This is a genomic window from Acetatifactor sp. (assembly GCF_982438285.1).
In genome coordinates this window covers 1-12035 of sequence record NZ_CEWDFQ010000062.1, presented here as the reverse complement: position 1 = coordinate 12035, position 12035 = coordinate 1, and the positions used below count along the sequence as shown (strand labels likewise).

Here is a 12035-nt window from a genome sequence, read left to right as displayed (position 1 = left end):
ATGCTATACTGAAAGCCACAATACATAAGAGGATGGGGAAAACAAGAGAAGAACGGGAAAGGAAACCGCATAAGAATGAAAAGAGGAAACTGGATCAGGAGAGCAATGGCATTGGGACTTTGTATCACAGCATTATCCGCACAGGCACTGTCTGCCAAAGCGGCCGGAATGACGGAAAAGGACGCCTTCCGGGCTGTGTTTGATGCGGAATATTATTACAATACCTATACCGATTTGCAGACTGCAATCGGCATGGATGAAGAGGCGCTGTTTTCTCATTTTGTAAATAATGGGATAAGAGAGGGGAGATCCGGCATGGCGGATTTTAACCTCCGGGCATACATACAGAACAATGGAGACCTGATGCAGACCTTCGGAGAGGACTTTGCGGCGTATTGTGAGCACTATATCACATCAGGCAGGGCGGAGGGCCGGACTGCGCTTCCCGGGGAGGGCAGTGATCCGGGACTTGGCTCTTATTCCAGCACCTATGATGTGACGCAGCAGAGGGCGATCAATGTGGAGCTGGCGGCACAGAGAATCAACGGCGTTGTGCTGCAGCCCGGAGAAGAGTTTTCCTTCAGCAGGCAGGTACAGTCCAGAACCTATGAGAACGGCTATGTTTTAGGCCCCTCCTATGCGGCTGGCAGAGAGGTGATGAGCGTGGGCGGGGGCATCTGCCAGGTATCCTCCACCCTTTATGTGGCCATGATCCGGGCGGGGCTTCCGTCCACGGAGAGGTGGACGCACTCTGCTCCTGTGGACTACGTGCCTCAGGGCTTGGACGCTACCATTGCAGAGGGAACCAAGGATCTAAAATTCGTAAATGTTTACGCAAAGCCCTTGGTGATAAACGCTGCCACGCAGGACGGGGTTTTAACGGTTACGCTGCAGCTTGAGGAGACGGCGTCATAGCGGCTGTTTCGTGACTTTGCCGTTTGTTTCGCAGCTACTTATGTAAAAGTGGAAAAGGGAAGGGAGAAGAGCAGTGCAGGAACAGGGTTATGCCAAAGACGAAAAAGTTTGGATTTCTCAGAGGGCGGATCCCTATGTGTATAAGCACGGGGATGGAGCCTATTACTTTACCGCAACCGTTCCGGAGTACGACAGGATTATTCTGCGCCGGGCAGAAAGCCTGAAAGGACTTAGGAAGGCAGAGGAAAAGGTAATCTGGAGAAAGCATGAAAGGGGGCCTATGGGAAACCATATATGGGCCCCTGAGTTATATTATCTGGATGGAGAGTGGTATCTTTATTTTGCGGCAGGGGATGCCGAGGATAAGTGGCGTATCCGGCCCTATGTGCTGCGGTGCCGGCAGAAGGACCCTTTTATGGGTCACTGGGAGGAGATGGGCATGATGCAGTGTGCGCCGGAGGATGAATTTTCCTTCCGTTCCTTTTCCCTGGACGGCACAGTCTTTGAAAACCAGGGGAAGCGCTATTATGTCTGGGCGGAAAAGACAGGCGTGGGCAAAATGATTTCCAACCTCTATATTGCCCAGATGGAAAACCCTGTGAGGCTGAAGACGGCCCAGGTGCTTCTTTCCACACCGGATTATCCATGGGAGAGAAGGGGCTTTTGGGTCAATGAGGGACCAGCTGTGCTTCGGCATGAGGGGAAAATTTATCTGACCTATTCTGCCAGCGATACGGGAATCCATTATTGCATGGGGATGCTTTCTATGGACGAAAGCCAGGATGTGCTGGACCCTGCAAACTGGAAAAAGAGCCGTTATCCGGTGCTTGCATCTGATGAAGAAAAGGGAATTTACGGACCGGGGCACAATTCCTTCACGGAGGATGAAGAGGGACGGCCCATATTGGTGTTTCATGCAAGAACTGAGAAGGAAATAAAGGGAGATCCCCTTTACAATCCAAACAGACATGCCATGCTGATGCCCTTTGGGTGGAAGGAAGGGGGAGAGCCGGTCTTTAAATTTTAAGCATGGAAGGGGCTTTATGCTTGAAAAAATTTTGCCTGTGGTCTAAAGTATTCCTTCCGGCCGCCGATAAACATTATAAGTAAGGCAGTAAATGGATTGCAGAAGGAAAGGAGGAGTCAAAGATGCGTGTTGAGGCTTATACGCAGGTTCAGCAGCTGTATCAGTCCCAGACAGTGAATAAGGGCCAGAGGACAGGCGGCGCCGGACGCACCGACAAAGTGCAGATCAGCAGCTTGGGCAAGGACATTCAAAGCGCCAGGGCGGCTGTGGCGGAAAGCCCGGATATTCGGGAAGAATTGACGGCTCCCATAAAGGCGCAGCTGCAGAATGGAACTTATGAGGTGGACAATGACAGCTTTGCGGAGAGGCTGCTTGAAAAATATAAGGAAATGAGGTAAGCCCCGTGGCCAGTTTAATGGAAAACCTGATCGATGTACTAAACAGGGAATGTACGGAATATGAGGGGCTTCTTGAGTTATCTCAAAGAAAAACGCCGATTATCGTAAGTGGGAATCTTGAAAATTTACAAAAAATCACGGATGAGGAACAGGAACTGGTAGGCAGGATCAGCCGTCTGGAGAGAGAACGCACGGAGGTCACTGCAGACATAGCTAATGTGTTGAACAAGGATGTTACAGCTTTAAAGCTTACAAACCTGATTGAAATGCTGTCAGGAAGGCCTGCGGAAAGACAGCAGCTGGAGCAGGCCCATGATAAGCTGCAGGCTGCGGTCCGCGGACTGCAGCGTGTGAACGAACAAAACAGCGAGCTTTTAAAAAACGCGCTGGAAATGGTGGAATTTGAAATGAATCTGCTGCAGGCTTCAAAGGCTGCGCCGGAGACTGCCAATTACAACCGGGGTGCGTACAGCGCCGGGAGTACTATGGGAGTGGGCAGCAGGGGCTTTGATGCCAGGCAGTAATCCTTGTGAAATGCAGAGGTGAAGAATATGCCGTTAATGGGTAGTTTATATATAGGAGCATCCGGATTACAGACAAGTCAAAATGCGCTGAATACCACAGCGCATAATCTTTCTAACGTGGACACCACAGGCTATACCAGACAACAGGTACAGCTGTCATCCAAACACTATCTGACCCTTTCTGTGGACCCGGCGGCTGTCTCCAACAAACAGACAGGTCTCGGGGTTGTTTATTCCAGAGCAAAACAGGTAAGAGATTATTTTCTTGATAAGACATTCCGCAGGGAATCCGGGCGCAGTATGTTTTATGAGGTGTCCACGGAGGTGCTGGAGGAGGTGGAGAGCCAGCTGGGCGAGTTAAACGGCGAGGCTTTCCAGACAACCGTGACTGATTTGTGGACGGCGGTGCAGGAGCTGGCAAAGGACCCCAGCAGCTCGGTGACCCAGGGGGTTCTGGTCCAGAGAGCCTCGGAGTTTGTGGAGCGGGCATGGGCTGTGTATGAAGGACTTTCCTCCTATCAGGACAATCTGAATACCAAGATAAAGCAGCATGTGGATATGATCAACGATTACGGGCAGCAGCTTTTGACCCTGAATGATAAGATCAGAGCCATTGAAAGCGGAGGAATTGAACAGGCAAATGATCTTAGGGACGCCAGAAACCAGATATTGGATGAACTGGCGGAGCTGGCGGATATTACCTATTCCGAGGATTTGTACGGAAACGTGTCCGTGCAGATAGAGGGAGTGGACTTTGTAAAGGGCGGCAACTGTTATGAGATCGGCCTGGATGTGGATGAGGCCACAGGCTTTTATACGCCCTACTGGCCCCAGAATGCAACCTATGTGATTCTGGCGGACGGAACAAAATCCTATAATATCGACGGCGCAGAAGTGTTTGACCTGACCAGAGAGATATCCTCTGATCTGAACACGGATATCGGCGGATTGAAGGCCATGCTTTTAGCCAGGGGAGATCACAGGGCCGACTATACGGATATTACCGGCGGGAATTATGATGAAGTCTCCCAGTCTATAGTGATGAATATTCAGGCGGAATTCGACCAGCTGATCCATAATGTGGTCACCCGCGTCAACGAAATACTGGCTGAGGCGGCGGGACTGCAGACAGGGGATTTGACCTTGGCGGATGGAACGGTGCTTACGGGCGTAAGATACTGTGAGTCCGATGCGGATGGATATATGCGCAATGAGGACGGTTCCCCCATACAGCTTTTTACCAAGGTAACCACGGCAGGATACCAGAAGGTGGAGGGCCAGGACGGAAAGGAATACTGGGTGTATGCGGAGGAAAATCCAGCAATGCCGGACAGCCTTTATTCTATTAAGAATCTGCAGATTGACCAGGGCCTGATGCAGGAGCCTGCAAAGCTGGGCTTTATGCTGCCTGACGGATCTGTGGATTATGACACGGCGGAAGCGCTGAAGGCGGCGTTCACGGAGGAAGTCTATACACTGAATCCCAATGTGCAGAAAAAGACTACCTTTGTGGATTATTATACGGATCTTGTGGCCCAGGTAGCCAATTCGGGTTCTATTTACAGAAGCATTTATACAAATCAGGAAAGTACAGTGGAGGCTGCACAGAGCGCAAGGGAACAGGTGATAGGCGTTGCTTCCGATGAAGAACTGTCTTATATGATTAAGTTTCAAAACGCTTATAATGCTTCCAGCCGTTATATTAATGTGATCAGTGAAATGCTGGAGCATATCATAACTACCCTTGGAATGTAGCAGGGAGGAGACAAGATGCCATCGACATTTTTTGGATTAAATACTGCGTATACGGGGCTTTTGGCAAGCAATGCCGCATTGAACACTACCTCCAACAATATTGCAAATGTGCAGACGGAAGGATACAGCAGGCAGCAGGTGGTACAGCAGGCAAGCAATGCGCTGCGGGTGTTTCAGACCTATGGCTGTGCGGGAGCCGGCGTGGAAACCCTGGCCATAGAGCGGGTCAGGGACGAATTTTATGATTATCGGTATTGGAACAACAATGCCAAGCTTGGCGAGTACGAGATGAAGCAGTACTATATGCAGCAGCTGGAGACGTATTTTGAGGACAACGGCACCAATGCAGGTTTTAAAACGGTTTTCGACCAGCTTATGATAACGGGAATGCAGGAGCTTTTAAAGGATCCCAGCAGTGACACCGCAAAATCACAGTTTGTGGGATATGCGGGAGCTTTGGCGGAGTACTTCAACGGTCTGGCGGGAAATCTGGAGGTGCTGCAAAAGGACGTCAATCAGGAGATCAAGCTGAAGGTGGATGAGATCAATTCTCTGGCGGGAGAGATCGCTTCCCTGAACAAGCAGATCAATACCATAGAACTGGCGGGAGGCACCGCAAATGAATTGAGAGACAGAAGATCCCTTCTTATTGATCAGCTGTCACAGATTGTGGATGTGGAAGTGTCGGAAACACCCATTGTGGACACCAATAACCCGGATCGGGAAACCGGCGCAAACCGATATGTGGTAAAAATCGCCGGAGGACAGATTCTTGTGGATTCCAGCGAGTATAACGGCCTGGAGTGTGTTGCCAGAACCTCCTACGAAAAAGTGAACCAGACGGACATTGACGGACTGTATGAGATTTACTGGGAGGACGGACAGAAATTTAATTTGTACAACGCGTCCATGGGAGGGCAGCTCCAGGGACTGATTCAGCTGCGGGACGGCAATAATGGAGAAAACTTCACCGGCCAGGTGGTTTCCGTGGGCACCACAAACGGCGGGCAGCAGGACACGGTGACCATTGAGGTGGGCCAGGCGTATCTGCAGGATTTAAACAAATGCAATCTGTCCGACCAGGGGGGCATCATCAATCTGGGCAATCAGGAATTTTACTACGATTCCTGGGAATTTACCATCAGCTACGACGGCCAGGACAATCCGGTTTACTCATATACCTTTACCTTGTCCGACAGTGAGAAGAATGCAAACAGGATCACCAATGACAGAGTGGGGAAAACGGCAAGCATCGGTTCTTCCATTTCCTATCAGGGAATTCCTTATTATATGAATCAGATGAACGAGTGGCTGAGGACCTTTTCCCAAAAGTTTAACGATATTCTCACAAGCGGCTACACTGCAGACAATGAAAACGGTGTGCCTATGTTTACAGGCAATCTGGCTACGGATGACGAGCAGTTTGATTTTCCGGATGATACCCGCTATGACAGCTTTACCTATGAGGATTTCTTGAACAATGGCCCCCTTACGGTAAATGTGGCGGATGACAGCTATTACCGCATAACGGCTTCCAATTTTGATGTCCTGGAGGCGATGGAGCTTGATCCCGGCCTTTTTGCCACCAAGTATGATATAGCGGACGGTGTGGAGCAAAGCGATCTTTTGCAGGATTTAAAGGATATGGCTTACGATAAGGACAAAATGAGCTTCCGGGGCTGCTCCGCAGCTGAGTTTCTGCAGTGTGTGCTTGCGGACGTGGCGTTAAACGCAAGCCGCGCAAACACCTTCTACAGCAGCTATTCCGGGGTGGCAAATACCATTGAAAACCAGAGGCTGTCTATTTCCGGTGTGGACGAGGACGAGGAGGCTGTAAGCCTGGTAAAATACCAAAATGGATACAATCTGGCCTCTAAAATGATACAGACGCTGACAGAGGTTTACGACAGGCTCATATTGGAAACGGGAGTGTAGCATATGAGAATTACCAATAAAATCATACAGAGAAATAATCTTTCCAACATCAACACAAATAAAATCTATCAGGATAAGCTGAGCACTCAGATGTCCACCCAAAAGAAGATCAACCGTCCTTCCGATGATCCGGTGGTGGCCATCAGAGCCTTGCGGCTGAGAAGCAGTGTTACCGAGGTCACACAGTACTACAGCAAAAATATTCCTGATGCGGAAAGCTGGCTGAACGTGACAGAGGATGCGCTGAACAATTTGACAGATATCCTCACAGACATGATTTCCCAGTGCACCAAAGGCTCCAATGGTGATTTGACCAGCTCGGACCGGGAAATCATCCTGGAGCAGCTCAAGGCTCTCAGTGAGGAAGTGTACAGCACAGGAGATGCGGATTATGCGGGAAGGTATGTGTTTACCGGCTACCGCACGGACACCTCCCTGAGTTTTACGGAGGAGCAGACCCTTCGCTATGATATCACAGAACAGATCGATAATACGGCGCTGGAGTCCATGACTAAGGTGAACATGGGTGATCTGCTGAATATCAATTCCGGTAATTACAATAATATGAACGTAACGGAAAATGACATCTCTTCGGTGGAGGTTTATCGGATCCAGCTGTCTTATGACGACTGCTATTCCGGAGCGGACGCTGCTCCCTCCATAAGCTTTCAGGTGCTGGATCAGGCTACCGGACAATACAACTGGGAGACCTGGGATGTTGCGGGCGGCGAGATTACCATTATGCATGCCAGTGACAAGAATCCGGATCCTTATACACAGGCGGCCAATGATCCCGATGCGGTTATCTATGTGCCGGAAACGGGCGAGCTGCTTTTGGGAAGCAGCCGCCATGAAACATTGATGTCTGTGAAGGATGACGGAACCACTGTGGCCAACGAGGGAGAAATCCGCGTCAGCTATCAGAAGGAAAACTGGGAGAAGGGGGATTTAAGACCGGAGCATTATTTCTACTGTCAGGCGGAAGGGATTACTTACAATGCAGATTATTTGACGGGAAATGCGGCACGCCAGGATATTGAGTATGATGTGGGCTTTAATCAGACCATAAAGGTAAATTCTACGGCGGATGAGTGTTTTCAGCACGGAATCGGAAGGGATGTGGATGATCTGGTAAATTCCCTTCAGGAGGTCATTGATATCGAAACGCTGATTACTGATCTGGAGAAGCTGCAGGAGACGGCTGTGGGAGCTGATGCACAGCAGCTGCAGACCCAGCTGGATGCGGCAAATAAGGCGCTGACCCTTTCCAAGGATAAATGCCAGAAGCTGTTTGAGAGAGGCATTACCGTTTTTCAGGGATATCTGGATGATGCAAACCTGTGCATCACCAACTGCGGCACCAGAAGCAGCAAGCCGGAGCTGATCGATAACAGGATGAAGAACCAGAAAACCACCTTTGAGACGTTAAAGAGTGAAAACGAGGATATTGATATCACAGAAGTGGTCATTCAGCTGACCAGCGCAGAGCTGACATATGAGGCGGCGCTGATGGCTACGGGCAAGGTGATGCAGACCAGCCTGTTAAACTTTATTTAAACGGGGCGGATAGGAGTGCACATGAAGATTCGTACAAGGATTTTTGGGGAGATAGAAATTGCGGAGGAAAAAATCATTACCTTTGAAAATGGCATTATCGGTTTTCCTGATTTGAAGCGGTTTACCCTGCTGCACGATGAGGCCAGAGGGACGGATGCGGGCATCCGTTTCCTGCAGTCTATTGAGGAACCGGGCTTTGCCATGCCGGTGATGGACCCTTTAATAGTAAAGCCGGATTATGACCCGGAGGTAAACGATGAGCTGCTTGCCGCTGCGGGGAAAATTACCCCGGAGAATCTTTTGGTGTTGGTGACGGTAACGGTGCCCAAGGATCTGACCAAGATGACGGTGAACCTGCAAGGCCCCTTTGTCATTAATGTAGAAGAGCATAAGGCCTGCCAGGTGATTGTGGAGGGAGAGGACTACCCTGTAAAATTTCCCGTCTATGATATTCTGCGGACGAGAAAGGCGGGTGAGTAGCATGCTTGCTTTATCCAGAAAAAAGGGCGAGGCGATTGTGATTAACAATAACATCGAGGTGACGGTTTTAGAAGTAAAGGGAGACCAGGTGAAAATAGGTATTTCGGCTCCCAGGGAGGTGCCCGTGTACCGGAAAGAGGTATATGCCCAGATACAGCAGGCAAATGAGGATGCTGTGAATGTGGAGGGCATGGAGGCATTGCAGAATCTTTTAAACTGACCACAGAAAATCGGCTGTATGTAAAAGAAAGAGAAAGGAGAAGTGTGATTTTTTTGCACTTCTCTATTAATTTTTTGCGAAAGTTTTCCGATAAAATGTTTAGAAACTTGATTTGGCTTTTTATGGACTACAAACAAACGGTGTAAACGGAAAGCACCGTATTTTCACACGGAGGTGACTAAAATGGCGGTTGAACCATTGGGAAGTGTAATGAGCGTACAGGCCCAGAGCACAGCAGTACAGAAACAGATGACAACAGAAAGGCCGGAGGCAGCGGCAGACAATGTGCAGCCGGTGGAAAAGGTAGACAAAACCACGGCGGTGGTGGAAAATTCCCAGAGCAAGGGGCAGGCAGACAACACTGCTTCCCAGGGGCAGGAACAAACCAATATGGAACAGATCAAGAAGGCCCTGGAAAAGCTTAACAAAAGCATGGATCATGCGGAGGCTGTGTATGGCATCCATGAGGGAACCAACCGGGTTATGATCAAAATCATAGACAAAGACACCAAAGAGGTGATCAGAGAGCTGCCTCCTGAAAAAACCTTGAATATGATTGCCAAGGTGTGGGAGCTGGCAGGACTTTTGGTGGATGAAAGAAGGTAAAGAAACAGGAGGATTTTAATATGGCATTGCGTTTAACCGGACTGATGTCTGGAATTGATACGGAAAGCGTCATTCAGGAGCTGGTGGCTGCAAGGCAGACCAAGGTGGATGACGCCAAAAAGGCCCAGACCAAGCTTTCCTGGAAGCAGGATGCCTGGAAGGCGCTGAACACAAAATTAAAGAATCTTCAGTCAAAATATCTGAGCGTTATGCGTTTCTCGGACTCTTACAGCAAGCGCACCACATCGGTGTCCAACAGCAGCATTGTCAGTGTGATTACCGGTGATAATGCAGTGAACGGTGTGCAGTCCCTGCAGGTGAACCAGCTGGCAAAAACGGGATATCTTACCGGGGCCAAAATAGCAGGAGCGGATAGCTCAGAGCTGACGGCCCTTTCCAAGGTGGGAGATATTAAGAACGGCCTTGCAGCGGGAGAGACCGGCGTGATCACAGTGACGGCGGGAGACAAAAGTGTGGAGATCACCGTAAACAGTGAGACCACGATTTCTGATCTTTTAACCCAGATTCAGGATGCTGGGCTCAATGCCAGCTTTGACGCAAAGCAGCAGCGGTTTTTTATCAGTTCCAAGGAGTCCGGCGCAAGCAACGATTTCAGTATCACTGCGTCGGATGCAAACGGAGATAAAGCTCTTGCCGCTTTGGGACTGAAGGTAAACTTAAACAGCGATGAGGCTACCCTGAGAGAGTATACAGAATGGGCCGCCTACTATGTGGAAGGGGACTATGCCGAGACCCTTAAAAACATCAATAAAAACAGTCTAATCGATGGCACAGTGGCTTCCCGGGTAAACTCCTATCTGGAACAGTATAAGAGCCTGGCGGCCTCCCGGGAAACGGCGGAAAAGAAGATTCGGGAGATTAACGATAAATATGCGGGCACTACTCTTTTGTCCGCAGATGAATATGCTTCCCAGCTGGAGAAAACGAATGAGCAGATCGCCCAGCTGGAAGAGAGTATGAAGGATATGGAGGGGGATGACCTTGCACAGGCCCAGGAGCGGCTTGACGCCTTGAAGGAAGAGGCAGAGGAAATCACTGCTAAAAAGACGGATGCGGAAACCCTGGCTGCTCAGCAGAAAAGCGTAAGCGATATTCAGGATCAGATGGATGAGATCAAGAAGTATGTGACGATTACGCAAGGGGCGGACAGTGAAGGAAATCCCACCTACAGCGCAGTGGAAACAGCTGCACTCAGGACAGAGGTGGAGGATTCTTATTATAACAAGGCTGCCTATGCCTATGAGGTGATGGCAAATTACGATCCCGATGACACCACGGCCACCGGGGCAACCAAGGTGTCCGGACAGGATGCGGTGATTACCTTAAACGGCGCTGAGTTTACCAATAGTACCAATGTATTTGAAATCAATGGACTGACATTTACGGCGTTAAGCGAGACAAAGGACGGAGAGACTGTCACCGTTACTACCCAGGATGATACAGAAGGCATTTACGATATGGTCAAGGATTTCCTGACGGAATATAACTCCCTGATCAACGAGATGGATAAGCTGTACAACGCAGATTCTGCCTCCGGGTATGAGCCCTTGACGGACGATGAAAAGGACGCTATGTCTGAGAGAGAGATCGAGGAATGGGAGACTAAGATCAAGGACGCCCTTCTGCGCAGGGATTCCAATCTTTCCAGCGTAAGTTCCGCCTTGAAGTCCATTATGTCGGCGGGCATCGAAGTGAATGGCCAGACCATGTACCTGTACGACTTTGGCATCAGCACTTTGGGCTATTTTGAGGCTGCGGACAATGAGAAGAATGCTTACCATATTGACGGGGATGAGGACGATGAATATACTTCAGCCAACGCAGATAAGCTCCTTGGCATGATCTCCAACGATCCGGATACGGTAATCTCCTTCTTTACACAGCTGTCCAGAAACCTTTATTCCAAGATGACGGAACTGTCTTCCTCGGTGGATGGCTACCGAAGCTATGGCAGCTTCTATGACGACAAGAAGATGAAGGAGGACTATGACGACTATACCACTCAGATTGCGGAGCTTGAGGAAAAGCTTGCAGATTACGAGGATAAGTGGTATGCTAAGTTTGCAGCGATGGAGACGGCATTGGCAAAGCTGCAGAACAATGCCAGCGCTGTGACAAGCTTACTAGGAGGTTGACCATATGGCATTGCCCAATGCTTATGCCCAATATAATAACAGTAAGATTCTGACGGCGTCCCCGGCAGAATTGACGTTGATGCTTTATGAGGGGGCTATCAAATTCTGCAATATTGCAGAAACAGCCGTAGAGCAGAAGGACATTCCCAAGGCGCATTCCAATATTCGTAAGGTACAGCAGATCATAGAGTATCTGCGCCAGACTCTTGATATGAAATATCCGGTAGCCCAGGACTTCGAACGGATCTATGTGTATCTGGAGAAGCGCCTGGTGGAGGCGAACATAAAGAAGGATAAAGGGATACTGGCAGAGATTAATACCCATCTGCATTCCATGCGGGATATGTGGAAAGAGGTTATGCGTATTAACAGGGAGAAAGGAATCGTATAGTGGAGACACAGCTGGATATTTTGTCGGAAACGCTGGATAAAAAACTTCTGGTTCTGAAAAGGATACAGGAA

12 protein-coding genes are annotated in these 12035 nt (G+C 49.4%); all 12 read left to right on the top strand.

Translation table 11 applies throughout. From position 1 onward, the window contains the following. Nucleotides 1-75: 75 nt before the first annotated feature. The 12 genes from AC1WIP_RS04890 (at nt 76) to fliS (ending at nt 11964) form a co-directional block, all read left to right on the top strand. Nucleotides 76-915: a VanW family protein gene (locus AC1WIP_RS04890; protein ID WP_481140764.1), complete on the top strand. Its 840-nt coding sequence runs from the start codon at nt 76-78 to the stop codon at nt 913-915. Between the two features lie 73 nt (nt 916-988). Continuing rightward, nucleotides 989-1942, top strand: a complete 954-nt coding sequence (locus AC1WIP_RS04885; protein WP_481140763.1) for a family 43 glycosylhydrolase — start codon at nt 989-991, stop codon at nt 1940-1942. A 122-nt stretch (nt 1943-2064) separates the two neighbouring features. Beyond that, on the top strand, nt 2065-2340 hold the full coding sequence (gene flgM / locus AC1WIP_RS04880; protein WP_481140762.1) for a flagellar biosynthesis anti-sigma factor FlgM: 276 nt from the start codon (nt 2065-2067) through the stop codon (nt 2338-2340). Nucleotides 2341-2345: 5 nt separating this feature from the next. Next, nucleotides 2346-2864: a flagellar protein FlgN gene (locus AC1WIP_RS04875; protein ID WP_318705346.1), complete on the top strand. Its 519-nt coding sequence runs from the start codon at nt 2346-2348 to the stop codon at nt 2862-2864. 36 nt (nt 2865-2900) lie between these two features. Then, a complete protein-coding gene (flgK, locus tag AC1WIP_RS04870) occupies nt 2901-4619 on the top strand; it encodes a flagellar hook-associated protein FlgK (RefSeq protein WP_481140761.1) in 1719 nt (572 codons plus the stop codon). A gap of 15 nt (nt 4620-4634) precedes the next feature. Further along, nucleotides 4635-6554: a flagellar hook-associated protein FlgK gene (gene flgK / locus AC1WIP_RS04865; RefSeq protein WP_481140760.1), complete on the top strand. Its 1920-nt coding sequence runs from the start codon at nt 4635-4637 to the stop codon at nt 6552-6554. Nucleotides 6555-6557: 3 nt separating this feature from the next. Next, a complete protein-coding gene (locus AC1WIP_RS04860; protein ID WP_481140759.1) occupies nt 6558-8111 on the top strand; it encodes a flagellin N-terminal helical domain-containing protein in 1554 nt (517 codons plus the stop codon). 21 nt (nt 8112-8132) lie between these two features. Next, complete coding sequence (locus AC1WIP_RS04855; protein WP_481140758.1) at nt 8133-8591, top strand: flagellar assembly protein FliW; 459 nt, start codon at nt 8133-8135, stop codon at nt 8589-8591. Nucleotide 8592: 1 nt separating this feature from the next. Next, the gene (csrA, locus tag AC1WIP_RS04850; RefSeq protein WP_481140757.1) at nt 8593-8811 is read left to right on the top strand and encodes a carbon storage regulator CsrA; all 219 of its coding nucleotides are present in this window, start codon (nt 8593-8595) and stop codon (nt 8809-8811) included. A gap of 183 nt (nt 8812-8994) precedes the next feature. Beyond that, nucleotides 8995-9417 (top strand): flagellar protein FlaG, encoded by a 423-nt coding sequence (locus AC1WIP_RS04845; RefSeq protein WP_481140756.1) that lies wholly within the window; start codon nt 8995-8997, stop codon nt 9415-9417. Between the two features lie 20 nt (nt 9418-9437). Then, entirely contained in the window at nt 9438-11573 is a 2136-nt protein-coding gene (gene fliD, locus AC1WIP_RS04840) for a flagellar filament capping protein FliD (protein ID WP_481140755.1), read from the top strand. Nucleotides 11574-11577: 4 nt separating this feature from the next. Continuing rightward, a complete protein-coding gene (gene fliS / locus AC1WIP_RS04835) occupies nt 11578-11964 on the top strand; it encodes a flagellar export chaperone FliS (RefSeq protein WP_481140754.1) in 387 nt (128 codons plus the stop codon). Nucleotides 11965-12035: the final 71 nt, after the last annotated feature.